Annotated in this window: 21 protein-coding genes, 1 tRNA gene and 1 other RNA gene; 11 read left to right on the plus strand and 12 right to left on the minus strand. The window is 69.2% G+C overall.

What is annotated here, in order from left to right:
* Window positions 1-195: 195 nt before the first annotated feature.
* Window positions 196-292: signal recognition particle sRNA small type (gene ffs / locus VF612_RS10525), an RNA gene on the minus strand.
* Window positions 293-457: 165 nt separating this feature from the next.
* Here ffs and VF612_RS10530 point away from each other — a divergent pair.
* The 7 genes from VF612_RS10530 (at window position 458) to VF612_RS10560 (ending at window position 7479) form a co-directional block, all read left to right on the plus strand.
* Window positions 458-1018, plus strand: a complete 561-nt coding sequence (locus VF612_RS10530) for a hypothetical protein (RefSeq protein ID WP_408659805.1) — start codon at window positions 458-460, stop codon at window positions 1016-1018.
* Between the two features lie 106 nt (window positions 1019-1124).
* The gene (locus tag VF612_RS10535) at window positions 1125-1658 is read left to right on the plus strand and encodes a MauE/DoxX family redox-associated membrane protein (protein WP_408659806.1); all 534 of its coding nucleotides are present in this window, start codon (window positions 1125-1127) and stop codon (window positions 1656-1658) included.
* Window positions 1655-2410 (plus strand): hypothetical protein, encoded by a 756-nt coding sequence (locus VF612_RS10540; RefSeq protein ID WP_408659807.1) that lies wholly within the window; start codon window positions 1655-1657, stop codon window positions 2408-2410. The genes VF612_RS10535 and VF612_RS10540 overlap by 4 nt, the downstream gene beginning before the upstream one ends.
* On the plus strand, window positions 2407-2928 hold the full coding sequence (locus VF612_RS10545; protein WP_408659808.1) for a hypothetical protein: 522 nt from the start codon (window positions 2407-2409) through the stop codon (window positions 2926-2928). The genes VF612_RS10540 and VF612_RS10545 overlap by 4 nt, the downstream gene beginning before the upstream one ends.
* On the plus strand, window positions 2918-4870 hold the full coding sequence (locus VF612_RS10550) for a twin-arginine translocation signal domain-containing protein (RefSeq protein WP_408659809.1): 1953 nt from the start codon (window positions 2918-2920) through the stop codon (window positions 4868-4870). Before VF612_RS10545 ends, VF612_RS10550 begins: the two co-directional genes overlap by 11 nt.
* Window positions 4867-5664 carry a hypothetical protein gene (locus VF612_RS10555; protein WP_408659810.1) on the plus strand — a complete coding sequence of 266 codons (798 nt, stop codon included), beginning with the start codon at window positions 4867-4869 and terminating at the stop codon, window positions 5662-5664. The genes VF612_RS10550 and VF612_RS10555 overlap by 4 nt, the downstream gene beginning before the upstream one ends.
* Before the next feature lie 81 nt (window positions 5665-5745).
* The gene (locus VF612_RS10560; RefSeq protein WP_408659811.1) at window positions 5746-7479 is read left to right on the plus strand and encodes a hypothetical protein; all 1734 of its coding nucleotides are present in this window, start codon (window positions 5746-5748) and stop codon (window positions 7477-7479) included.
* 35 nt (window positions 7480-7514) lie between these two features.
* Here the strand turns inward: VF612_RS10560 and VF612_RS10565 are convergent, their stop codons facing one another.
* The 4 genes from VF612_RS10565 to VF612_RS10580 are packed head-to-tail and all read right to left on the minus strand — an operon-like array spanning window position 7515 to window position 10796.
* Entirely contained in the window at window positions 7515-8399 is an 885-nt protein-coding gene (locus tag VF612_RS10565) for a phosphatase PAP2 family protein (protein WP_408659812.1), read from the minus strand.
* Window positions 8396-9274 (minus strand): diacylglycerol/lipid kinase family protein, encoded by an 879-nt coding sequence (locus VF612_RS10570; protein WP_408659813.1) that lies wholly within the window; start codon window positions 9272-9274, stop codon window positions 8396-8398. The genes VF612_RS10565 and VF612_RS10570 overlap by 4 nt, the downstream gene beginning before the upstream one ends.
* Window positions 9271-9978, minus strand: coding sequence for a phosphatase PAP2 family protein (locus VF612_RS10575; protein WP_408659814.1), 708 nt, complete (start codon window positions 9976-9978; stop codon window positions 9271-9273). Before VF612_RS10575 ends, VF612_RS10570 begins: the two co-directional genes overlap by 4 nt.
* Entirely contained in the window at window positions 9975-10796 is an 822-nt protein-coding gene (locus tag VF612_RS10580) for a DUF1206 domain-containing protein (RefSeq protein WP_408659815.1), read from the minus strand. Before VF612_RS10580 ends, VF612_RS10575 begins: the two co-directional genes overlap by 4 nt.
* 273 nt (window positions 10797-11069) lie before the next feature.
* Here VF612_RS10580 and VF612_RS10585 point away from each other — a divergent pair.
* Window positions 11070-11157: transfer RNA gene (locus VF612_RS10585), tRNA-Ser, on the plus strand.
* 89 nt (window positions 11158-11246) lie between these two features.
* On the opposite strand, the gene VF612_RS10590 is transcribed toward VF612_RS10585, so the two are convergent.
* The 6 genes from VF612_RS10590 to VF612_RS10615 form a co-directional block, all read right to left on the minus strand.
* A complete protein-coding gene (locus tag VF612_RS10590) occupies window positions 11247-11402 on the minus strand; it encodes a hypothetical protein (protein ID WP_408659816.1) in 156 nt (51 codons plus the stop codon).
* A 167-nt stretch (window positions 11403-11569) separates the two neighbouring features.
* Window positions 11570-13048 carry a mannitol dehydrogenase family protein gene (locus tag VF612_RS10595; RefSeq protein WP_408659817.1) on the minus strand — a complete coding sequence of 493 codons (1479 nt, stop codon included), beginning with the start codon at window positions 13046-13048 and terminating at the stop codon, window positions 11570-11572.
* 49 nt (window positions 13049-13097) lie between these two features.
* Window positions 13098-14123, minus strand: a complete 1026-nt coding sequence (locus VF612_RS10600; RefSeq protein ID WP_408659818.1) for an NAD(P)-dependent alcohol dehydrogenase — start codon at window positions 14121-14123, stop codon at window positions 13098-13100.
* The gene (locus VF612_RS10605; protein ID WP_408659819.1) at window positions 14120-14674 is read right to left on the minus strand and encodes a very short patch repair endonuclease; all 555 of its coding nucleotides are present in this window, start codon (window positions 14672-14674) and stop codon (window positions 14120-14122) included. Before VF612_RS10605 ends, VF612_RS10600 begins: the two co-directional genes overlap by 4 nt.
* Before the next feature lie 75 nt (window positions 14675-14749).
* On the minus strand, window positions 14750-15895 hold the full coding sequence (locus VF612_RS10610; RefSeq protein ID WP_408659820.1) for a DNA cytosine methyltransferase: 1146 nt from the start codon (window positions 15893-15895) through the stop codon (window positions 14750-14752).
* Between the two features lie 449 nt (window positions 15896-16344).
* Window positions 16345-18081 (minus strand): DEAD/DEAH box helicase, encoded by a 1737-nt coding sequence (locus tag VF612_RS10615; RefSeq protein WP_408659821.1) that lies wholly within the window; start codon window positions 18079-18081, stop codon window positions 16345-16347.
* 510 nt (window positions 18082-18591) lie between these two features.
* On the opposite strand from VF612_RS10615, the gene lanKC reads away from it, so the two are divergent.
* The 3 genes from lanKC to VF612_RS10630 all read left to right on the plus strand — a co-directional run bounded on the left by lanKC (window position 18592) and on the right by VF612_RS10630 (window position 23813).
* Window positions 18592-21339, plus strand: coding sequence for a class III lanthionine synthetase LanKC (gene lanKC / locus VF612_RS10620; RefSeq protein ID WP_408659822.1), 2748 nt, complete (start codon window positions 18592-18594; stop codon window positions 21337-21339).
* Between the two features lie 28 nt (window positions 21340-21367).
* Window positions 21368-22390: an MsnO8 family LLM class oxidoreductase gene (locus VF612_RS10625; protein ID WP_408659823.1), complete on the plus strand. Its 1023-nt coding sequence runs from the start codon at window positions 21368-21370 to the stop codon at window positions 22388-22390.
* A gap of 106 nt (window positions 22391-22496) precedes the next feature.
* Complete coding sequence (locus VF612_RS10630) at window positions 22497-23813, plus strand: MFS transporter (RefSeq protein WP_408659824.1); 1317 nt, start codon at window positions 22497-22499, stop codon at window positions 23811-23813.
* A gap of 48 nt (window positions 23814-23861) precedes the next feature.
* Here VF612_RS10630 and VF612_RS10635 read toward each other — a convergent pair whose 3' ends face one another.
* On the minus strand, window positions 23862-24254 hold the full coding sequence (locus VF612_RS10635) for a DUF2237 family protein (protein WP_408659825.1): 393 nt from the start codon (window positions 24252-24254) through the stop codon (window positions 23862-23864).
* Window positions 24255-24288: the final 34 nt, after the last annotated feature.

Raw genomic sequence — 24288 nt, forward strand, 5'->3', positions numbered from 1 at the left:
GTCCAGCAACCGGGGCGAGGTCATCGCGCCTCCGCGACCACTCGATAGAGCCTCGCGTCGTGCACACACCCTCGCCATTGCGCAACGTTCACTGCCGCGGGCCACCGGGCCCGTCCGTCGATCCTCGTCAGCAGGCCGGCCAAAAGTCAATGGTTTACATGCGAACCTTTACCTGGCGACTACCGCGCCAGAGTGACGAAGGACCCCCCGCGTACCCGCCAGAGCCTGCTTATCCTTGCTGCCTTCCGGCCCTGGGGAGGTTCACAGGATGAGCGCCACGCGAGGGGTCTGGCGCAAGTGTAGTGGGCCAGGCGCCTCGATTGGCCCACCGGCCCTGACCGCTATAGCTTTGCGGAGCCGCGGCGACGGCTTCGGGGCAATCGGCGAGAGATCTGCACGGCAGGCACGGCCTGCCGCATGACTACCCCACCACGACAGCGCATGGAGCGTGCCCCGGATGGTGCTCGATCGGCGTGCGGCGCCAGCAGGCGTGCTGCTCCTCGTCACGCTCGCCGGCTGCGGCTCCCACGGCAGCGCCGCCCAGCAGGCCACCTCGCCGGCAGCGACGGCCTCCTCGACGGCGCCGCCGGCAACGACGGCCGGGACGACTGCCAGCACGCCCGCGACCACCCGGCCGCCGAGCACCCGCCCACGCAGCAGCGCACCGGCCGCCAGCAGCGTCGTGGTGGCTCCGTCGTCGAAGTCGATCACCATCCCGGCCCACCTGTGCAGCGGCACCGATGCCGCGCAGAACGCGGCGGACGCCTACATGGGCGCGCTGAGCGCCGGCAACGCGCCCGAGGCCATCGCCTGCGTGCTGCCCGGCACGGTGCCCGAGGCGCTGACCCGCAGCCTGCTCGCGACAGCCGGCAGCACCGCGGTCTACCTGCCCCGCGACGGCGTCAACGGGCCCGCGGTCTTCGGGTACCAGGGCAACGGAAAGAGCATCGACGTCACCGTGGACAAGCAGCCGGACGGCCAGTTCCGGGTCACGAAGGTGGTCGTCCGGGGCGGCTGATCAGCCACTCGTCACGGCGCGTCACCGGCGCTGCGGTTGCATGAGCGGCGCTCGCGTGTTGTGCTTGTTCAGTTCGCCCGGTTGGAGGCCCCTGCAGGGAGCGGTGTTGATTTCACTGGTAAGCGCAGCCGCCCTGCTACTCGGCGCGGCCGGAGTGGCCAAGCTCCGGCAACCCGCACCAGTCCGATCACCCCTTGCCGCTGCGGGCATTCCGGGCGCCCAGCGGCTCGGCGCGAAGGCCGCCACCCGGCTCTCCGGCGCCGTGGAACTCGCTCTTGCGACGGTGGCGCTGCTGGTCGGGGGCCGGGTCGCAGCCGCTGTGATCGCGCTCGCCTATCTCGTCCTCGCCGGGTTGTCGGCCCGCATGATGAGCATCGAGTCCGGGCAGGACTGCGGCTGCTTCACCAAACCCGCCCCGGTCAGCCACTGGCACACCGCGATCAACCTCAGTTGCATGCTGGCGGGCCTGGGAACCCTGCTCGCGCCGGCGGACCCGCTGATCAGCCGGTTCGGCGATGCCCCGGCGACCACGTCGGCGCTGCTGCTGTCCGCCGCGCTGCTGGCCTATCTCGGCTACCTCATGATGACCGCGCTGCCCGAGCTGATCGCGGCCACGGCAGAACTGGAGGCGTCCCGGTGACCGCGCTGGTGATAGCCGAGACGGTGATCCTCGCCGTGTTGTGCGTGCTGGTCGCCGGGTTGCTGCGCGGATATGCCACCGTGCTGCGCCGGCTGCACCAGCTCGACGGGGGCGCCGCTGCCTCGGCCGCGCCGCCGCCGTTCCGCACCGTGTCGGGCGTACCCGAGCCGGCCGGTGGCCAGCGGATCGAGGGCCGCGACGAGTGGGCCGAGTCGCACGACATCAGCGGGACCTCGCTGCGCGGTGAGATCGTCTCGGTACGCACCGTCGGCGTCGAGCACGACACCATCGTGGCGTTCCTGTCCTCCACCTGCGAGGGATGCGCCGGCTTCTGGCACGAGCTCGGCGAGCCCGGGTCCTGGACCACGCCGCAGGGCAGCCGGCTGCTGGTGGTCACCAAGGGCCCGGAGGAGGAGAGCCCGTCGGTGCTGTCCCTGCTGTGCCCCGACGGCGTGGACCTGGTGATGTCCAGCCAGGCCTGGGCCGACTTCGAGGTGCCGGGCTCACCCTATGTGGTGGTCGCCGATGGCCGCACCGGACGGGTCAAGGGCGAGGGCTCGGGAATGTCGTTCAGCCAGGTCAGCGGCCTGATCAGGCAGTCCGTCGAGGATGACCGGCATCCGGCGCTGGCGCACAAGCCCGATGCGGACCGCAGGCGCGAGCGCGACGTCGACCGGATCCTGCTGAGCGCCGGCATCGGCCCGCAGGATCCGAGCCTGTACGTCACGGCTGAGCAGGACGAGCGCTCGTGAAGCCGGCTGCCGAGCACCGGCTCGCCGGACACGGCCTCGCAGTCGCCCTCCCGGCCCGCTGGGAGGGCCGGTTGTACCGGCGGACGGTGGGCCAGCCCGGGGCCACGCTGCATGCCCAGGCCACCGGCACCGGCACCGGCTGGCCGGGCGAGCTGAGCCATCCCGTCCTGCACCTGGCGAACTTCGCGCTGCCCGCCTCACGTGGCGACTACGGCACCGGCGCGGTGGAGCTGATGGGCCCGGACAACCTGTTCGTCGCCCTGCTGGAGTTCGGCCCCGACTGCCTGGGCACGGCGCTGTACTCCCCACGTGGCCTGCCGCGAGTGACGCCGGGCCAGTTCAACCCGAACGGCATGCAGCGCCGGATCGCCGGCCAGGCCGGCCTCCAGCACTTCTTCACGCAGGGAAACCGGCCGTTCTGCCTGTACGTGGTGATCGGCTCGCACCGGCAGGCGGTCGCACTGGCCAAGCAGGCGAACGAGGTTCTGGAACGGATCGAGGTGGAGCATGCCGGCTAGCCTGGCTGAGCGGATCGTCAACCGGGTCGCCGAGCGCACCGAAGGGGTGCGGGCCAGCCGCCGGGGCTTCCTGGGCGGCGCTGCCCTGGTCGGCGCCGCGCTGGCGGTCAACCCGTGGAGCTACCTGACCCGGCCGGCCAGCGCGTACGACACGGTGTGCGGCTCGCACAACACCTGCGGCGCCGGCTACTCCGTCTTCTGCTGCACCATCAACGGCGGCAAGAACAGCTGCCCACCCGATTCCTTCATCGGCGGCTGGTGGAAGGCCGACAACTCCTCGTTCTGCGGCGGCCGCGCCCGCTACTACATCGACTGCAACGCCTACCGCGACGGCCGGTACGCCTGCCGCTGCAACCAGACGACCTGCGACCAGCGGTTGGTGGCCTGCAACCAGTTCCGCTACGGCCAGTGCAACACCCAGATCCCGTGGTCCTCGACCGGGCCGGTGCTGTGCCGGATGGTCTCGTGCACGCCGCCGTGGGTGCAGTTCGGTGGCACCTGCTCCAGCTCCAGCCGCACCGACAACAACACCAGCAGCCACTCCGCGCCGTGCCTGGTCGCCAAGGCACCGGTCGGCTACGTCGACCTGATCGCCAGCACCGGCAACACCGTGCGGATCAAGGGCTGGACGTATGACCCGAACGCGCCGGCGACCTCGCTCTACGTCCATATCTACCAGGACGGCAAGTTCCTGCGGTCATACCTGGCCAACAAGCCCCGCCCGGATGTGAACACCGCCCGGAAGGTCACGGGCCAGCACGGGTTCGACATCAGCTTCACCGCCACCAACGGCTATCACTCCTACAGCGTGTGGGCGATCAACATCGGCCCGGCCGGCAGCAACCCGCGCCTCGGCGGCAAGGGCATCACGGTCAATCCCGGGGTGGCGCCGTACGGCTACCTGGACTCGGCCGTCGCGGTGGGCAACAGCGTGGTGCTGAGCGGGTGGGCCTTCGACAAGGACGTGCCGACCACCTCGATCGGCATCGCGGTGTACCAGGACGGCAAGCGCCTTCCCGACACCAAGACGACCGTGAACCGCCCGGACGTCAATGCCGCCTACAAGATCACCGGCATCCACGGTTTCAAGATCACCATCCCCACCACGCCCGGCAGCCACGTCTACCGGGTCTGGGCCCTGAATGCCGGCGGCGGCACCAGCAACGCCTTCCTCGCCCAGCGCACCGTGGTGGTGCCCGCCAAGACGGCCGCCGTCGCCCCGGCCGTCGCCGTAACACCGGCCGTCGCTGGAACACCGGCCGTCGCTGGAACACCGGCCCGGTCGTCCGGCCAGCTGGACTCGGTCACCGCGGCGGGTGGCAGCGTTCGGCTGGTCGGCTGGGTTGCCGACACCGAGGGCGCCGACACGGTGGCTGCCGTGGCGGTGTACGAGGACGAGCACGCCCTGCACTGGCACCCGGCACGCTCGGACCGGGCTGCCTACGACCCGGCCACCGGCCGGCGGGCCTTCGACTTCACGATTCCGGCCGGGCCGGGGGTGCACACCTACACCGCGTACGCCCTCGGCGACAGCGACGGCGCGCGGGACGACGATGGCGAGATCCTCCCGATCGGCCGGCAGACCGTCCGGGTGGACCAGTCTGGCCCGCTGGGCAGGGTGGAGTCGGTACGGCGGATGGGCGACACCGTCCGGATCACCGGCTGGGCGTACGACCCGGACCGGCCGGCCGGCAAACTGGGCGTGACGGTCTTCCGGGACGGCGTCGCGCTGTCGCGGCACGAGACGGGAGCCGATCATCCGGAGCTCCCCGATGCCGCCAGGTCAGCCGGAGCCGGCTTCGACATCACCGTCACCGACCTGCCCGGGACCCACACCTACACCGTGTACGCGGGCCACGCCGGCTCTGCCACCGCACCGGTCATGCTCGGCGGCCGGACGGTGTCCGAGGACGAGGACAGTCCCATGGCGGTGCAGGTATGACCGGCGCGCTGGCAGCGGGCGCGCTGCTGATCGCGGCGGTGGCCGGCGCGCGTGGCACCTGGTCGCCGTGCGGGTTGTCGATGATCTCCGCGATCAACCCGCTGTCCGAGCGTTCCCGGGGCAACCGGTACTGGCTGACCGCCGTCTGGTTCGTGCTCGGCTCGGTGCTCGGCGGGGTGGCGCTCGGCGCGGCCGGCGGCGTGCTGGCCGTCCTGCTGCGGCCGCTGGCCGCCCACCGAGGCGTCGCGCTCTGGATCGCCGTGCTGGCGTGCCTGGTCACGCTCGCCGCGGACCGGCGGCTGGGCGGCTTCCAGCTGCCGCTGCATCCCCGCCAGGTCAACGAGCTGTGGCTCACCCGCTACCGCCGCTGGCTGTACGCCGCCGGCTTCGGCGTGCAGATCGGCGTCGGCTTCGCCACCTCCATCATGACCGCGGCCACCTACCTGGTGGTGGCGCTGGCCGCGCTGACCGGCTCCCCGGCGCTGGCGCTGGCCACCGGAACGGTGTTCGGCCTGGTGCGCGGGCTTGCGGTGCTGCTCAGCGCCCGGTGCCGGACCAGCGTGGCGCTGCAGCAGCTGCACCTGCGGCTCAGCACGCTGGAACCGGTCTCGCTGCGCGCCGTCATGGTTGTCGAGGCGCTGCTGGCCGGGGGCCTGGGCTACGCGGCCGCAGGCGCCCTCCCGGGCCTCGGCGCGTTGCTGCTGGCCGGGCTGATCCTGCTGGCCGGCGAGCCACGGCTCGCCGCTCGCGGCAGGTTGGCCAGCGGGGCCGGACCCAGGGCAGCCCGCGGATAGCTCCTCAGCACAGGTCAGCGCGACAGCAGGGCAGGGACCGTCGGACAGCAGCGCCCGGCGGCACACGAGAGATGACGGCAGATGCGTGCAAAGGCAGTGCTGGCGGGCGCCAGCGGACTAGCTCTGGTGATCGGCTTGCTCACCGCGGTGACGACAGCCGCGCCGGCCGCGGCCTCGGTGAGCAGCCAGGCCACTAATGCCGTCAACTATGCCCGGCAGCACGGCTACCGGTCCTCGGTGGCGGTGATCGACACCCAGACCGGGACGTTCAGCGGAGCGGGTGACTACAACAGCTACTACGCCTCCGAGTCGGTGATGAAGGTGTTCATCGCCACCCGGCTGCTGATGACCGGGCAGATGAGCGGCTGGAACGAGACCGCCGCGTACAAGATGATCACCCAGTCCGACGACGCCGCCGCCAGCGCCCTCTACGGCCGGGTCGGCGGCGACGGGTTGATCACCTGGATCAAGCAGGCGTTCGACATCCCGAACCTGGGCGCGCCTCCGCTGCGGTCGGGCTGGTGGGGCAGCACCCGGATCACCGCGGCCGGCATGGCCACGTTCTACCACAAGGTCCGGCACCGCCCGGCTGTCTGGAACTGGCTGGGCAACGCCATGCACCATGCCACCCGGTACGGCTCCGACGGCGTGTACCAGTTCTTCGGCATCCCCAGCGCCACCACCGGATCGGCCGTCAAGCAGGGCTGGGGCAACGACAACGCCGCCGGGCAGCCGGCCTACAACTCCACCGGCTTCGTCAACGGAGACCGGTACGCGGTGGTGATCCTCACCCAGGGCGGCAGCTACGGCGCGATCCCCGGGGTGCTGACCGCCCAGGCCAAGCTGCTGATGCCGGGCGGCAGGATCGCCAATGACGACCCACTGGGCCGGGTCGACGTCTGGCGGCTGTACGGGCGCTACCTGAAGATCAGTGGCTGGGCCTTCGACCCGAACGCCACCAGCAGCGGCGTACGGATCTGGTTCCACGTCAACGGCAAGCCGGTCAGCTACGTCCAGACCACGGTGTACCGCCCGGGCGTCAACGCCCACTACCACATCACCGGAAACCACGGCTTCGCCACGACATTGAAGCTCAACAACGGCGCCAACACCGTCTGCGCGTATGCGATGAACCTTGGGGCCGGCCACTACACCCAGATCGGCTGCAAGAGCATGTCGCTGCCGGGCACCCCGGTGGGCTACGTCGACTCGGTCGTCCAGAAGGGCAGCGTCGTCACCCTCACCGGCTGGTCGTTCGACTACGACGCTCCGGCTGCCCCGCTGACCGTGGTGGCCCGCGTGAATGGGGCGCTGGCAGGCACGGTCGGCTCCACCATCCTGCGGCGGGACATCAACACCCTCTTCCACGGCACCGGCCTGCACGGCTTCAAGGTCACCGTCCGGGTGCCGGCCGGCGCCAGCACGGTCTGTGTCTACGCCCTCAACAAGGGTCCGGGCTCCACCGGCCGGCCGGGCTGCCGGGCGATCCAGCTGAGGACGTCGCCGTTCGGACGGATCGATTCGGTCACCGTGCAGGGTAGCCGCGCGGTGGTCACCGGCTGGGCCTTCGACTTCAGCAGCGCCGCCCAGGCGATCGGCGTGACCGTCAACCGCAACGGCAGGCAGGTGGCCTCCAGCCGGACCGCGCTGCTGCGCGCCGACGTCAACCGCGCCTGGTCGGTCACCGGCACGCACGGGTTCAGCTACACCGTCCCGCTGGTTGCGGGGACGAACCAGCTGTGCGCGTACGGGGTGAACATCGGCGCCGGCGCCAACGCGCCGCTGGGCTGCCGGACGGTGACGCCCACCGGCTGACCGGCTGAGCCGCAATCGGCTCAGCGGCGAGGTGCTTACGGCGCCAGCTGTTCCCGGTGCTCGGGCTCCAGACCGTCGCCGACATCGCCGACGTGCCTGCCGTCCTCGCGCCGCCAGGTGCGGAAGGCGCTGATCATGCCGATCAGCCAGACGGTCCCGATCAGGTAGGCCCCGATCACGTCGGACAGGTAGTGCACCCCGAGCGAGATCCGGGAGAAGCCGATCAGCAGCGCCAGCGCCGCTGCCACGGTGACGGCCACCGGTCGCCAGCGTCGCGGGATGATCGGCAGGAAGACCGCCAGCAGCACGCCGTAGCCCACGATCGCGGCCTGCGCATGCCCGCTGGGAAAGGACTTGCCGGCCGCCACCGCGACCGGGTCACTCAGATGCGGGCGGGTTCGGTTGACCGCCAGCTTGATGGCGTTGTTGAGCAGGGAGCTGCCCACCACGGCGGCCCCGACGAAGATCGCGAGCCGCCGCAGCCCGCGCCGCAGCAGCCAGCCGACGACCAGCGCCATCACCAGGAACCAGACCACCGTCTTGCCGGAGTTGCTGAGCCACCGCATCACCGAGGTGAACCCGGGATGGGCGAGGGCGTAGCTGTGCAGGTCGTTGGCCGTGGCCCGGTCCAGCCGCAGCAGCGTCTGCGACGACGAGGTGACCAGCAGCAACACCGCCAGGAACAGCGCTGCCGCGACGAAGGCGATCCCGAAGACCAGCACCGCCCGGCCGGCGAACCGGCGGCGGCCGGCGTTCTCCTGCGCGTCGGTCGGCGCGGTCTCGTCGGTCGGCTGGGTCTCGTGGGTCGGCGCGGTCTCGTCCGTCGGCTGGGTCTCGTCAGCCGGCGCAGTCCCGGCGGCCTGGTCCGGCTGGTCGGTCGGCTCCCGGCTAGCTGGTGAGCCCGGTTCCGGAGCTGTCACGACCGCCCGCATCGCACGGTCAGCGCTCCCGGGAGCACTTCGACCTGCAGTTCGGTGGCCTCCCCACGGAAGTCACCGTCGAACTCCACCGGCACCGCGACGGCGGAGGAGATCCGAACCTTCTTGCCCCGCGAGATCTCAGCCTGGGGCCCGGAGTCAGGACGGCGGCGCAGGATCCGCCAGGCCAGCGCCGGCCAGTCCTTGGCCCGGCGCGGAGTGAGCACCAGGACATCGAGCTCGCCGTCGTCGGGGCTGGCGTCGGGCATCAGCGTGATGCCTGCCTCGAGCTGGCCGACATTGCCGACCAGGACGCCGATCGCCGCCGTGCGCACCGGCTCGCCGTCGTCGAGGGTGATGGTGAACTGCGCATGCGGGCTGCGCCGCAGCGCCCGGGCCAGGCCTCCTATGTAGGCCAACCAGCCGAGCCGCTCCTTGAGGTCGTCGTCGGTGTCGCGGATCAGCGCGGCATCGAAGCCCAGCCCGGCCATCACGACGAACCGCTGCTCGGCTGCCTCCAGGACGTCGATCACCCGCTCCTCGGCGCCGAAGGCGACCTCGAGCGCGTCCGACAGCTCCAACGGAATGCCGAGGTTGCGGGCCAGCAGATTGCCGGTGCCCACCGGGACCACCGCCATCGCCACCTCGATGCCGACCAGCGCGCCGGCGCAGGCCGCCACGGTGCCGTCCCCACCGCAGACCAGCACCAGCCGCGCGCCGGCCGCGATGGCCTGCGCCGTCTGGCCGGCGCCGGTGTCGTCCACGGTGGTCTCGTACCAGGTCGGTTGCTCGTCCCCGCAGTGCTCGGTGATGGCCGCCTTCAGCGCGGCCAGGTCCTCGATCTTGCTGGGATTGAGCACCCCGGCGACGCTGCTCATGTCGGAGCCCGCCTGCCCAGCAGCACCGTGCTGGTGACCGCCAGCCAGCAGCAGCCCAACAGCGCCCCCGCGATCACGTCGGTGGGGTAGTGCATCCCGCGGTACAGCCGCGACATCGCCACCACCACCGGTACCAGCACCGCGGCCGCGGTGGCCAGCGTCCGCAGCCAGACCGCGGCCCCGGCCCGCCAGGCGAGCACCGCCAGCCCGCCGTACAGCGCCACCGACGCCGCGGTATGCCCGGACGGGAAGCTCGAGGTCGGCGGGGCGGAGTCCAGGTGCCGCACCGGCGGGCGGTCCCGGTCGACCAGCAGGGTGGTGCTGACGAAGATGGTCACCTCGCCGATCAGCGAGACCGCCAGGAACAGCGGCTCCCGCCATCGCTTGAAGGCCCGCCGCAGCAGCACGAAGGCCACCAGCCCGACCGCGATCACGCTGATCGTCTCGGCGAGGAAGGTGGCCAGGTGGGTGATCTCGGTCCAGGGCTCGCGCCGGTTGGCCGCCAGGCTGCGGTCCACCGAGGCGTCCCAGCGCACCAGGCCGCTGTCGCGCCACTGGTGGCCGAGCAGGTGCCCGACGGCGACCAGCGCCAGCCAGATCAGCACCGCCCCGGCCAGCAACCAGAGCGCCGCAGCCTGCCAGCTGCCATGGCCGCGACGGTCGGACTGCCGCTGCCGGTCCGGTTGCTGGTCCAGCCGGCTCATTCCGTGCGCCGCCAGGCGGCCTCGGCGTAGGCGTACAGGCCGAAGGCGAGCAGGCCGATCGCGCAGACGGCGACCAGCAGCCGGCCGGTGTCGGACTCGGCGACGGTGCGGCGCAGCGCCCCGTCCAGGCCGCGGGCCTTCTTCGGGTCGTAGTCCAGGGCAGCCCGGATCAGGAAGAAGCCGACCAGGCTGAACACCACGCCGCGGGCCGTGATGCCGAAGGTGCCGAGGAACCAGACGATTCGCCGGCTGCCGGCCGGCATGTCCGACATCGCGAAGTGCTTCTTGAACTTGCGGGCGACGCCCTCGTAGATGAGCCCCAGGCCGACGCCGATCACCACGAGGCCGGCGATGCCGACCAGCCATCGGCCGGCCGGGTACTGCATCACCTTGGTCGTCAGCAGTTGCTGCTGGCTGGCCTGGCTCTTGCTGCGGGCGTTCGCCAGCAGGTTGAAGGCGCTAAAGGCCAAACCCGCGTAGATCAGGCCACGGATCAGCGACTGCAGCCGGGGGACTACGTCCCGGGACTTCTCCCCCTTGCCGACCACCCCGAAGGCCACCTCGGAGAAGCGCCAGAGCGCATAGCCGACGAAGCCGATCGCGATCACCCAGAGCAGCACGAAGCCACCGTCGTGCCGGACGACCTCCTGCATCGCCCCTCGCTGATCCGCCTCTGGGGCACGCTCACCCAGCACCAGCAGCATGGTGAAGAAGCCGAGCAACAGGTAGATCGTCCCCCGGGCCGCGAAGCCCAGCTTGGCCAGACCCTTGAACCCGTCGCTGCGGGCAACTTTTCGCGCGCTCGTGCCTGCTGTCATTCCGCCCCCAGGAGTTCGGCGAAGAGTACTACGGTTCACTCCACCAGAGCCCGCCGTTCTTTGCCTGGAGCTTCATCCCACGACATCACCGCAGAAAAGTCCGCTATCGGACGTACCGGCAAGCTCCGGGAACGCAGCGCTCAGCGCGCAGGCCGCCGAGCGGGCCGGCCGGAGCCGGCGGCGCTGAGCCGGCCGGTGTCGTCGGCGCTGACCGGCAGGCGCTGAGGGACCCGCCGCGCAGCGGCGCCTTCGCCGACCCGTATCCTCTTCGACGGAGGATTCGCATAGTGGCCTAGTGCGCACGCTTGGAAAGCGTGTTGGGTTAACGCCCTCAGGGGTTCGAATCCCCTATCCTCCGCCAGAGTGCTCTTACTCGAACCCTCGAGAGGCTCATCCCGAGGGCTCGTTCGAGTAGGAGAGAGCAGTGTGGTCGAACCCTTAGCCCGCTGCTCACCCGAGCACGGCCGTCTCAGCGGCGGCCACCATCCGCTGAGCCCACTTCACCGCCTGACGCGCCTTCGTCTCGCTGATGTGAAGGACGCCGTATTGCGCGTTGTCCTTCAGGTCCAGTAGGCGGGCAAGGTCTCTGCTCATCTCGGTGCCCACGGCGGCGACACCGGATAGCAGGGTGACGGCTTCCCGGTGGTCCTGATGGACATCCCTAGAATAGTAGGGATACCAATCTATCAGTAGCGTCGGCCTCAGTGGTAGGACGCGCGGTATGCGGTAGCCAGACGAGTACAGGGTTGTGCTCTGATATTCCGGCCGTTTCGTCAGTGACGGTCGGCCATCAGCTCCTCCAGGGTCTTGCGGGCTCCCCGCTCGTGCAGGGAATCCAGCGCCGCGAGGTAGGCGGTGGTGAACCGCTGCTGTTCCACCAGGTCGCCGAACAGCTCCCGGTTGCGCAGGAACGCCAGCGGGTCGCGGCGCTGCTCGCGCGCTGCCGCGGTCACGGCGCCAGACAGCCGGTCGACCACCTGGATCGGGTTGCCGTCCTCGTCCACGCCCTCGGCGTAGCGCGCCCAGCTGGCGACCACTGCGGCCGCGAGGGTGACCGGGCCGCCGGTGTCGAGGTTGTGGCGGATCACCGGCAGCACCCACTTCGGTATCCGGTCCGAGCTCTCGGCGCAGAGCCGGGCGATCGTGTCACGGACCTGCCCGTTGGAGAACCGCTCGATCAGCTTCGCCTGGTAGGCCGGCAGGTCGATGCCCGGCACCGGCTTCAGGGTCGGGGTCGCCTCGGATTCCATGTAGGCCAGCAGGAAGTCGGCGAACAGCGGGTCCTGCGCTGCCTCGTGCACCAGGCGATAGCCGGACAGGTAGCCGAAATAGCACAGCGCCTGATGGCCGGCATTGAGCAGGCGCAGCTTCATCAGCTCGTACGGCTCGACATCGGAGACCAGCTGCACCCCGGCGTCCTGCAGCGGCGGCCTGCTGGTGAACCGATCTTCGGCCACCCACTGGGTGAACGGCTCGCACACCACCGGCCACCGGTCCTCGACACCGAAGCGGCGAGCCAGTTCGGCCCGGTCGTCGTCGGTGGTTCCCGGAGTGATCCGGTCGACCATGCTGTTCGGGAACGGGACCTCTCGCTCGACCCACTCCCCGAAGGCGGGCTCGCGCAACGCCGCGAAGGCGGCGAAGGCCTTGCGCGCCACGTCGCCGTTGCCCTGGATGTTGTCGCAGGACAGCACGGTGAACGGCGCCAGGCCACGGCTGCGCCGGCGGGCCAGCGCCTCGGTGACCAGCCCGAACGCGGTGCTCGGGACCGCGCCCGGCTCCAGGTCCCGCCGGATGCCCGGGTCATCCTGGTCGAACTGGCCGGTGACGGCGTGGATGTTGTACCCACCCTCGGTCACGGTGAGCGAGACGATCCGGACCGCCGGGTCGGTCATCCGCTCGATCACCGCCTCGGGGTCGTCCGGGGCCAGCAGGTACTCCACGAGGGAGCCGATCACCCGCGGCTCCAAGGCGCCGTCCGGATGCTTGACGACCAGGGTGTACAGGTGGTCCTGGGCAGCGAGCGCCTCGGCCATCCGCCGGTCGCCGGGCAGCACCCCGACGCCGCAGATCCCCCAGTCCAGGGCGGCTCCGTCGTTCATCAACCGGTCCAGGTACATGGCCTCGTGCGCCCGGTGGAAGCCTCCGACACCGATGTGGACGATGCCCACCCGGACCTGTTGCCGGTCATAGCCGGGCACTGCCACGTCCGGGTTCAGCGTGGCAAGGTTCGCCGCGGACAACGACACCATGGTGTGGCTCCTTCCGGGCCGTCCCATTCGAGCCTTCGCTGCCGGCCGCTCAGCTGCCGGGCCGGACCATCGCCTTCACGGTGGTGGGATCCCGCCGGGCTGCGGTCAGCGCCTGCTCGACCTCGTCGAGTCCATAATGGCCGGTGACCAGGACGTCCAGATCCACCCGGCCGGAGGCCACCAGCGAGATCGCGGTCGGCCAGGTGTTGGCATACCGGAAAGCCCCGGTCAGCACCAGCTCGTGGTCCTGGACGTACGGCAGCGGGATGGCCAGCTCGTCGCCGCCCATTCCGATCAGCACCACGTGCCCGGCGCGGGCCACCGTGGCGATGGCGTCAGTGGTGGCCCGGGCGTTGCCGGAGCACTCGAGCAGCACATCGGGCTCGACGCCCGCCGCTGCCAGCGAGGTCGCGGACACGTCGATGGCACGAGCCCCGAGCTTGCCCGCCAGCGCCAGCCGGTGCGGGTTGACGTCGCTGACGGCGACCTCGGCAGCGCCGAAGGCGAGCGCTGCCTGCACGCACACCAGGCCGATCGGCCCGGCGCCGGTGACCAGGACGCGCGAGCCCGGCGCCACCCGGCCGCGCCGGCAGGCCCAGACCGCCACCGACAGCGGCTCGATCAGGCCCGCGGCGTCGTCGCTGACGTTGTCCGGTACCGCGTGCACGAACGCCTCGGGCATCACCACGTACTCGCAGAACGCGCCGTCGTAGGGCGGGGTGGCGAAGAACCGGACGTGCGGGCACAGGTTGTACCGGCCGCCCAGGCACTGCGGGCAGGACCGGCAGGGCACGCCCGGCTCGACCGAGACCCGCTGCCCGGGCGCCAGGGTGGTGACACCGGCGCCGACGGCCGCGACCTCGCCGCCGGCCTCGTGGCCGAGCACCAGGGGGTGGTTGACGACATAGGAGCCGATCCGGCCGCGGTCGTAGTAATGGATGTCGGACCCGCACACCCCGACCGAGCCGATCCGCACCAGCACCTCGCCCGGCCCGGGCTCGGGAACGGCACGCTCCTGCACCGTGAGGTCACCGATCCCGAGCAGGACGCTGGCGCGCATCATCGTCGCTGTCATCGGACCAGCCTGTCACGCGACCCATCGCCGTCACCGGGCCCATCGCCGTCACACGACCCGGCCGTCACTTGACCGCGCCGAGGGACAGACCCTGCACGAGCTTGTCCTGGCCGGCGATGAGGCGCGGTCACCAAGGCAGCGGCAACGAAGGTGACGGCCTCGTCGACCGGCTCGTGCTCCCAGATCCGCACGACCCGCCAGCCTTCGGCTTCCAGCGAGCTGGTCACTCGCCGGTCGCGTTCGACGTTGCGGTCCAGCTTCGCCGTCCAGTAGCCGGTCGGATCAGCGGGCCTGCGGCCATGGAGCGCGCAGCAGTGCCAGAAGCAGCCGTCGACGAAGACAGCGACCCGCTGCCTCGGAAAGACGATGTCCGGACGCACCCGGACGCCACCGGCCTGGACCGGCAGGGACACCCGGTACCGGTGCCCCAACGCGTGCAGGGCCCGTCGCAGCCGCAGCTCCGGAGCGGTGTCGCGGTGCCGGTTGGACCTCATCGAGGCGCTCGCCGCTGAGGGTGGCGGCGTGGCCGGCAGGGGCTGGCCGGGGCTCATCGAGCCGGCGAGGCCGGGGTCGTCGGTGTCACCAGAGGAGGGTACGGCCAGGCGTCCGCGGGCACCGAGTTTCTCCTATGCCGCTACCCCGGCACGCGCCGCTCTCAGAACCGGGAGCAGGTACTGCTCGCCGATCCACCGGATCACATCGACGACGACCGCGTCCCCGAATCCGAACAGGGCTTGGTTGGGCGTCGCCGCGCACACCCGGTAGGAGCCGGCGCCCATCAGGCGCGCGTACTCCACGGGCGTCATCCACCGCACCCGCAGGCTTCCGGTGCCCAGTTCCACCAGCGCCTGCCTGCTGGAGCCGCCACCGGTGGTACGAAGGCAGCCACCGATGCTGTCCCGGCGCACCTCCCACACGGCGATGCCGTTGCGAGTACGCCGGTACGCGGCCCGCCACGTGATGCTCGGCGCGTTGCGCAAGGCATCGACCCGTGCAGCCTGCCCCGGGCTCAGCGAGGCCTGAAAAGCGCGCACCCGATCGCCGTCCCACCACCGCCGATCGTCGGCCGCGAGGCGCTCGATGACCGCGGACAGCTCCAGGGGGTCCTGCGGCAGGGCAGCCATCGGCAGGTAGTGCATCCGAAGGTCGGGGTGCTTCAGATAGATACGTCGAACCCACTCCGGACGCACATCCGAGGCAGGTGGCATACCGCAGACAGCGCCCGGTGGCAGCTGGCCGCGGATCCCGAGGAGGAACATGCGCGGACGGGACTGGGGCACGAAGTGTCGGGCATCGACTGTGAAGACGTCGCTGGAGTATCCGAGCCTGGCCAGCTCGGCAAGCGCATCCGCCAGGTCCTTACCGCCGTGGCTGGAAGCGAATCCGACGACGTTCTCCAGCAGCACCACCCGCGGACGGCCCTCGCCCAGCTCCTCGAGGATTCGTGCGAACTCCCAGAACATCCCCGACTGCTCACCCAGCAGGCCGCGCCGGTTCCCGGCGAGCGAGAGGTCTACGCAGGGAAAGCTGCTCGTCGCCAGCTCCAGACCCTGCGGCAGCCGGCGCGCGGTGACGTCACGGATATCACCGAGGTGGAAGTCACTGGCGTCATGGTTGGCGGCGTAGACGTCGCGCTTGGCCTTCTCGATGTCGTTGGCCCACACGACATCGATGCCCAACGGCTCCAGCGCCGTGCGGACGAGCCCGATTCCTGCGAAGAACTCCGCGGTGCGGATGGGCCCGATGTCGTCTATCGACAGCTGGTCGGCCACCCGGGTCAGGCTACAGACGGCGGACAGCCAAGCAAGCACCGACAGGCAACCGGAACGTTCCGGTTAGGCGGTCAGTTTCGGTGAGGTGGTCAGTTTCGGTGAGGTGGTCAGTTCCCGTCGCGACCCGCGTGGCACTCACATTGCTTGATATGAACAGCCCCGCCCTGGTGGCAGGGACATTTGCAGCACGTCTCGGAGTGAGTATGCGCACCGGGCACTCGTCCGCAATTGCATGATCTAGCCATCGTGAGCCTCCAAAGGCCACGCCACATAGTGACTACTTCCCCCGAGAGCGGGCGTGATCATTCGGTCGCCTCGGCAAGGGAAAGGATGACATGGCGCGCACACCAGCGTCCTGACTATCGCGAACTTCCTGTACGGCGCGGGGCTTCCTGTACGGCCCGGGCTTCCTGGCCGGCGCGGCGCCGCTGGTGGCCCGAGGACGCTGGTCAGCCCTTGTGGCGCGGCTTCTTGACCCGACCCGGGCGCTCGCCGTCCTCGCGGGTCAGCTCGATCAGCTGGCCGGAGATCCGGGTCCGGCTCAGCGCGTCCAGCGTCCTGGGGGGCAGGTCCGCCGGCAACTCCACCAGGCTGTGGTCGACCTTGATGTCGATGTGGCCGAAGTCCTGCCGGCTCAGGCCGCCCTCGTTCGCGATGGCGCCCACGATGGCGCCGGGCTGCACCTTGTGCCGCTTGCCGACCCGGATGCGGTAGGTGGCCAGCCGGCCGTCGGACTTGGCCCGGCGCTGACCGGCCACCCGGACGGCCGGACGGTCCCGGTCACGGTCACGGTCCCGGTCGGGGGCGCGGTCCCCGGTAGCGCCGAACTCGTTCTTCCTTCTCGTGACGGGGGCTTCGGGCGCGAGCAGGAACAACTCGCCGTCCTGGAACAGCACCGCCAGCGCGGCGGCGACGTCGGCCATGGGCACGTCGTGCTCGCGCACGTAGTCCTCGACCAGCCCCCGGAACAGGCCCAGCTGCGGTGAGCCCAGGCTGGCCGTGATGGAGTCGGCGAACTTCGCGACCCGGGTGGTGTTGACGTCCTCGACCGTCGGCAGCGCCATCTCGGTGAGCGGTTGCCGGGTGGCCCGCTCGATCGCGTTGAGCAGGTGCCGTTCCCGGTGGGTCATGAACAGCAGCGCCTCACCGGTCCGGCCGGCCCGGCCGGTCCGGCCGATCCGGTGGATGTAGGACTCGGTGTCGGTGGGGATGTCGTAGTTCAGGACATGGCTGATCCGCTCGACGTCCAGGCCGCGCGCCGCCACGTCGGTGGCCACCAGGATGTCGAGGGCGCCGCTGCGCAGCTGGCCGATGGTGCGCTCGCGCTGGGCCTGCACCAGGTCGCCGTTGATCGCCGCCGCCGAGAAGCCGCGCGCCCGTAACCGCTCGGCCAGGTCCTCGGTGGCCTGCTTGGTGCGGACGAAGACGATCATCGCCTCGAACGGCTCGACTTCCAGGATCCGGGTCAGGGCATCCATCTTCTGGGGGTTGGACACCTGCAGATACCGCTGCCGGGTATTGGCCGCCGTGACGGTCTTGGTCTTGACGGTGATCTCGGCGGCGTCGGTGAGATACCGCTTGGCGATCCGCCTGATCTGGGACGGCATGGTCGCCGAGAACAGCGCCACCTGCTTGTCGGCCGGGGTGTCCTTGAGGATCGTCTCGACGTCCTCGGCGAAGCCCATGTTCAGCATCTCGTCGGCCTCGTCGAGCACCAGGAAGCGCAGCTGGGTCAGGTCCAGGGTCCGCTTCTCCAGGTGGTCGATCACCCGGCCAGGGGTGCCGACCACCACGTGCGCGCCGCGGCGCAGGCCCGACAGCTGAACGCCGTAGCTGGACCCGCCGTAGATCGGCAGCACGTGCAGGCCGGGCAGGTAATGGGCGTACTTGCCGATCGCCTCGGACACCTGCAGCGCCAGCTCCCGGGTCGGCGCCAGGACCAGCGCCTGGGGCGCCTTCTGCGACAGGTCGATCCGGGACAGGATCGGCACCGCGAACGCGGCGGTCTTGCCGGTGCCGGTCTGGGCCAGGCCCACGACATGCCGGCCGGCCAGCAGCGCCGGGATGGTGGCGGCCTGGATGGGCGACGGGGTCTCGTAGCCGACATCGGCCAGGGCGCGAAGCACGCGCTCGTCGATGCCAAGGTCGGCGAAATCTACCTGGGAGTGGTCATCAGCGGTGGTCATCAGCGTCCAATCTAGTGGAGCAGGACGCGGCCGTCAGCCGAGGTTCTCAGCGAGCGCGGAGCGGGATCGTACCAGCGAAGCTTCTCCAATGCATATTTAGATCACTAAACAAATACCAAACATATAACGGTTTGGTAACGAAAGTTTGTCCTGTGTGTCCATTTTGGGGAAACCGGTGGCAGGGTCGAACACGGAGTCACGCAAGCTGGCATCCGGACACCGAAGCGGTTGTCCCTATTCCCCTAAGGAGAAACCATGTCCATTGTCCTGAACCTGCAGAGCCTTCCCCTCAACGACGACCCCTACAACGAGCCCTCGATCAGCTGCACGTCGTGTGACTCGAGCAGCTGTAACTAGTAAGCGCACTTGCTGAGCCGGTCGGCGACGCGCGCGCCGACCACTCGCCTGCATTTCCCCAGGTACTGAGTAACCCGTAAGTCCCTGTAAGCCAGCTTGCGTGATTCCACCGATCTGACTGGCCGCCGAAACACCACTAGCTAGGGATACATCATGTGGGATGCCCTCCTGAACTACGGCAACCAGCATCCGCGCTGGTTCGAACCGATGAGTCAGTACACGCCTGAGCCCGAACTGCTGGCTATCTACCGATCGCAGGTTCCCCAGGGATGGCGGCTCACCCGGCGGGGCCTATGGTTCATCAGCCACTCACCCACTGAGCCATTGGCGCAGCAGGGTTGGAAGATTCACGTCTCGTCGACGACGGAGTCGGCGCCTGATGTGCTCAGCAAGTCCTTGGCGGTCTTGTTCGACTTCCACGCCAACTTCAAGTTCTTGCTCGATCGCAACTGCCTCGCCCGAACCTCCGGCAAGCGCTGGTCACGCGGATCGAGCGGCAAGTTCATCACGGTGTACCCCGCCGATGATGCCGAATTTACCGTCATCGCCAAGGAACTGGCACAGGTGCTCGCCGGCGCCCCAGGGCCGTTCATCCTTTCCGATCGCCGGGTTCCCGGGTCGAGTAACGTCTACTACCGTTACGGCGGTTTCAAGGCCCTCAACCGTCTGCAACCCGACGGCAGCAACATCCTGATGATTGCCGACGATCAGGGCATGGACTCTCCCGACATCCGGCATCCCTTCTACAGCAAGCCGGCTTGGGCCACCGATCCCTTCGATGAACCGCAGCCGCCGCCGGGACTGCCCGAATTGAACAACGGCCGGTATGCGATCACTGGAGCGCTCGCGTACTCGAACGCCGGCGGGGTCTATCGAGCGCTGGACAAGACGACGGGTGACAGTGTGGTGATCAAGGAGGCACGTCCGAACGTCCTGGTTGGGCGACGCCAGTTCAGCGCACAGGACATGCTCATCAAGGAATTCAAGATTCTGACCAAGCTGGCCGGCACCCAACGATTCGCCGAGCCGGTGGAGCTGTTCACCGAATGGGAGCATCTCTTCCTGGTCGAACAATTCATCGACGGCGAGCAGATGAGTACCCGGTCGATCAGATCGAACCCCTTAATCAATCGCAACTTCGACCGCGCCCACCTGGTTGGCTACTACCAGGAGCAGCAGAGGCACTGGCTTGGCCTGCTCGATGCGATTGACGGCGCGCATCAGCGCGGCGTCATGCTGTCCGACATCTCCTTCACCAACGTGTTGATCGATGCCGCCGGTCAGGTGGTAATCATCGACCTCGAAACGGCGATAAGGATAGGCGAGGACATGCCGGTCGGCTTCCACACACCAGGCGTGTCCAACGCCGCGGCTCAGTACGGCGATGCGGATCTCACCAGTGATTTCTACAGCCTCGGCGCGCTGATGCTGGGATCGGTGATGTTGATCAATAACGCGGTGGGCTATCACCCACCGTCGCTCGACCGCTTTCTCGACGAGCTGGCCCTCGATCTGACACTCCCGCCGGAGCTTCCAGCTGTGATCCGCTCGTTGATGCGGCCGGTCACGTCTGAGGTGCCTGATGTGACGGCACTGCGTGCCAGTATCGCCGCGATCGATTTCGCCGGGCATGACGGCTGGGTCCAGCCGACACGGATCTCCCTGTCGGCAACCGAGCAGGACGGCATAGCCACCGTGGAACTGGACTGGCTGGTCACCCAGACCACCAGCCAGATACGAGCAACCGCCGATCCACACCGTTCGGATCGGCTCTTTCCCACTTACCTCATGGCTTACGAAACCAACGCCTACTCCCTCAGCTATGGCGCCGCCGGCGTGCTGCACGTGTTGAAAGAAGTTGACGGCGCAGTCCCCCCGCAGCTGCTTGCGTGGCTGCTGGCAGCCGAGTGGACCAATCCGGAGCTCTGCCCGCCGGGGCTGTACTCCGGCACGGCCGGTATTGCCTGGGTGCTGGATCGGCTTGGACAGCAGCAGGCCGCGCAACGGGCACTCACCGCCGCGATGGAACATCCATTGGCGCACACCGATTCCGGAATCCTCTATGGGACCGCTGGATTAGGGATGGCCTGTCTGCGGTTGGCGACGAGCGGCGAAGACAGTGTCTTCGCCGAGCGGGCGCTGTCGTGGGCGGTGCAGTGCGGCCAACAGCTTGCTGCCCGCGCGGTACACGACGAGCGTGGGGCGCACTGGTTGCGAGAGCACGGACTGCCGCCAGCCGACGGCAGTCCCCGGCCGCAACCGGTCGGTTACGGCAATGGGGCGAGTGGAATCGCGCTTTTCCTCCTCTACCTCTCGTTGGCAACCGGTGACGAGCAGTGGCTCACTCTGGGCCGTCAGGGGCTGGACCACGATCTGTCCTGGAAGTTCCACCTACGCGAGGATGTCGTCGAGTTCCCCCCTGCTACTCATGATCCCGGCCTGCCTCCGGACGTGATCCGCTGCTACTGGGATGAGGGCACCGCCGGCATCGCGACGACGCTTCTGCGATACCGCGCCGTCGCCGATGACGGGGCATTGCGGCAGGCGTGGCAGCTCATGCGGCCAGACCTGTGCCGCAAATACACGGTGCTGCCTCAGTTGTTCCATGGTCTGGCAGGGTTGGGCATGGCATTGCAGGACGCAGCTGAACTCATCGGTGATGAGAGTGCGGGTTTGGAGGCACGTCGGCTTGCCAGGGGTTTGGCGATGTACGCGGTTCCCCGCGAAGACGGCGTGGCCTGGCCGAGTGAACAGTGCTACCGGGAGAGCAGCGACCTTGCGACCGGAGCAGCTGGGGTCGCCCTTTTCTTGCACCGACTCCGGGCGCCCAGCACCGGCCGCTCCAGCAACCAGAACTTCGTGCTGGATGAACTCCTCGGCACCCGGCAGGTGCGCCATTAAGCGCCCTCCGGCCAGGATCGAGGCCGCGGTGCCCGTCTCGATCCTGGACGCGGCACCACTCGGTCCTGGCATGGGCGCGGCAAGCGCTATCGCTGCCACGGTGCAGGTCGGCCAGTTCGCCGAGGCGGCCGGTTACCACCGGGTCTGGCTTGCCGAGCACCATGCCGCGCCGCACAACGTCTGCTCCCAGCCGGCGATCTTGATCGCGCTGGTGGCCGCCCGAACCAGCACCATCCGGGTCGGCTCCGGTGGGGTGATGTTGCCCAACCACTCCCCGCTGTCGGTTGCCGAGCAGTTCCACACCTTGGTGGCCATCCACGGCGCTCGGATCGATCTCGGCCTCGGCCGGGCCGGTGGTTCCGACCCGCGAACGCTCACGGCGTTGGGGCGGCGACCGGGAGCCGACACCGACGAGGGTTTCACCGCGGACCTGGTGGAATTGACCGGTTTCCTCAGCGGAGAGTGGCCTGAAGGCCATCCCAGCAACGGCATCCGGGTCAGCCCGTCCGGGCCCCCGCCGCCGATGTTCCTGCTCGGATCCAGCGTTCGTAGCGCCCGACGAGCAGGGCAGCTCGGACTCGACTTCGCCTACGCCAGGCATTTGGCGCCCGACGCGGCCTTGCAGGCCGCCGACGAGTACCGGGCCGCGTACGCGGCCGCCGGCCACGCGAGGCCAGGCAGGCTGATCATGACCATCGGTGTGGTCTGCGCCGATACGTCCGAGGCGGCCGACGAGGCTGCCCTGCGGTCCGGACTCATCCGGCTGCGTGCCGCCGGCGCCCGCGCCGAGGGGCGTACCGCGGACTCCGCCGAGTTGCTCGACCCCAGGTGCACTGAAGCCGAACGTGCGAAGGTGATGCACAGCTACGCTGCTTCAGGATTCCTGATCGATGATGCCGAAGGAGTGGCTGCGGGCCTCGCCGAGTTGGTGGACAGCACCGGAGCCGACGAGATCATGCTTGCTTCAGCCGAGTTCGACGCGGCAGACCGGATCCGCACCCTAGACGCAGTAGCGGAAGGGCTGGCACAGCGATCGGCAGTGCCAGCGTGAGTACCTACGCCATCCTCGGCGGGCTGCCCGAGCTGAGATGCGTCATCAACCGACTGTCCGTCATGGCTGCGATTGCCGGACTGACCAGCGCCCGAGCAGGGACGGCATGAGCATCGACACCCCGCCTAGCCGGACCGGAGTGCCCACCGGCACGGAGCCGCCGCCTGCTGAGCCGGCGGACTCCAACCTGGTTGGTCCGGACGGACCCGGTGTCCGGGAGGCCGTCAAGACGCTGCGAGCCAACGCGGACTTCCGCCGGATGTGGATCGGACAGGCGATCTCCGAGCTGGGCTCGTCGATCTCGGTGCTGGCCTTTCCGTTGTTGGCACTGGCGATCACCGGTTCATCGGTCGATGCCGGCCTGATAGCAACTGTCGGTTTCCTTGCCAGCCTGCTCGGCCAGATCCCGGCCGGTCACCTTGCTGACACCATGGACAAGCGCCGGTTGTTGATTGCCAGCGACCTGGTGCGGGCCGGATGCCTGTTCGCGGTCACCGCAATGGTCCTGACCGGCTGGTACCGCAACGAGGCGATGATGGGATTGACGGCGCTCAACTCGGTGGCGTATGCACTCACCGGACCGTCGCAGATCAGCGCTCTGCGAACCGTCGTGTCAGACCGGGAGCTGGCCGAAGCCTCGGCCCTGATGCAGGGCCGTGCGTACGTGATCCAGCTCGGAGCCCCGACGATCGGTGGTTTGCTGTTCGCGGCCGGCAGGGCGCTACCCTTTGTCACCGACGGCGCCTCGTTCTTGTTATCGGCGAGATTCACTGCACGGATCGAAGCATCGCTTGCGCCCGCTCGCGGCACTGACCGGCGTCGCTTCGCCATATCGTTCGCCCGCGGTTGGACCACGCTGTGGGACACCAGGGTACTGCGCTGGTTGACCCTGTTCGGTACCAGCACGAATCTCACCGTCTCGGTCCTGATGTACTCGGTGCTGCTCGGCAACGGCGCCAGTCCGCAAGCGGCCCGTAGTCTCGGTATCACCCTGACGGTCGCCGGGATCGCCGGCCTACTCGGGTCGGTAGCAGGGCCGCTGGTGCAGCGACGCCTGGACCTGCATCAGGTCCTTATCGCCAGCTGCCTGGTTCGCACGCTGGCGGTGGTGCCCGCAGTCCTAGTCGACGGCCTGCTCACGAAATCCCTGGCGATGATCGTCGTGGTCTTCACCAGCCCGATCGCACGTGCGGCGGTCAGCACCGCGCAGATGATGGTCGTACCGCGCGAGATTCTCGGATCGGTGAGCGGTGCAACCGGCTTGCTGGCTACCTGCGCCCAACCCCTCGCACCGCTGCTCGCTGGCGCCCTGCTGCAACTCACCACCGCTTCGGTGACCTTTACCGCGCTCGGCGTGGCATTCGCTTTGATGGCTGTTGGCGTAAGCCTGCCGCCCAGCCTGAGGATTAGGGCAGCAGGATAGGCCACCGAAGAACTGGCTGCCGGGCCTGGCTGGGCAACCTCCACTGGGTCAGGTCAGCGAGCGGGGATCTGCCGGCACGTCGATCGCGTGCTCGCGCAGCAGCTCCAGCGGGATGATCTCCAGCGCCAGGGCGTTGGTCGCCGCCAGCACCACCGGGGCAGCCTTCCCCGCCCGGTGGGACTGCAGCCAGCGCATCGCCACCACGCACCAGCGGTCGCCGGGGCCGAGGCCGGCAAAGTCATATTCCGGCCGCGGCGTCACCAGGTCATTTCCCAGCTGCCGCTGGTGTTGCAGGAACTCCGCGGTCAGCACCACGCACACGGTATGGCTTCCGAGGTCCTGCGGGCCGGAGGTACAGCGGCCGTCCCGGTAGAAGCCGGTGACCGGATCGGTGCCGCACTCCTCGAGTTCGGTACCCAGCACGTTTCGGCTCTCGCTCACGCTGCAAGTCTGACACCAGCCGGGCGTGACTGGG

This window comes from Jatrophihabitans sp. (genome assembly GCF_036388195.1).
GTDB lineage: Bacteria > Actinomycetota > Actinomycetes > Mycobacteriales > Jatrophihabitantaceae > Jatrophihabitans_A.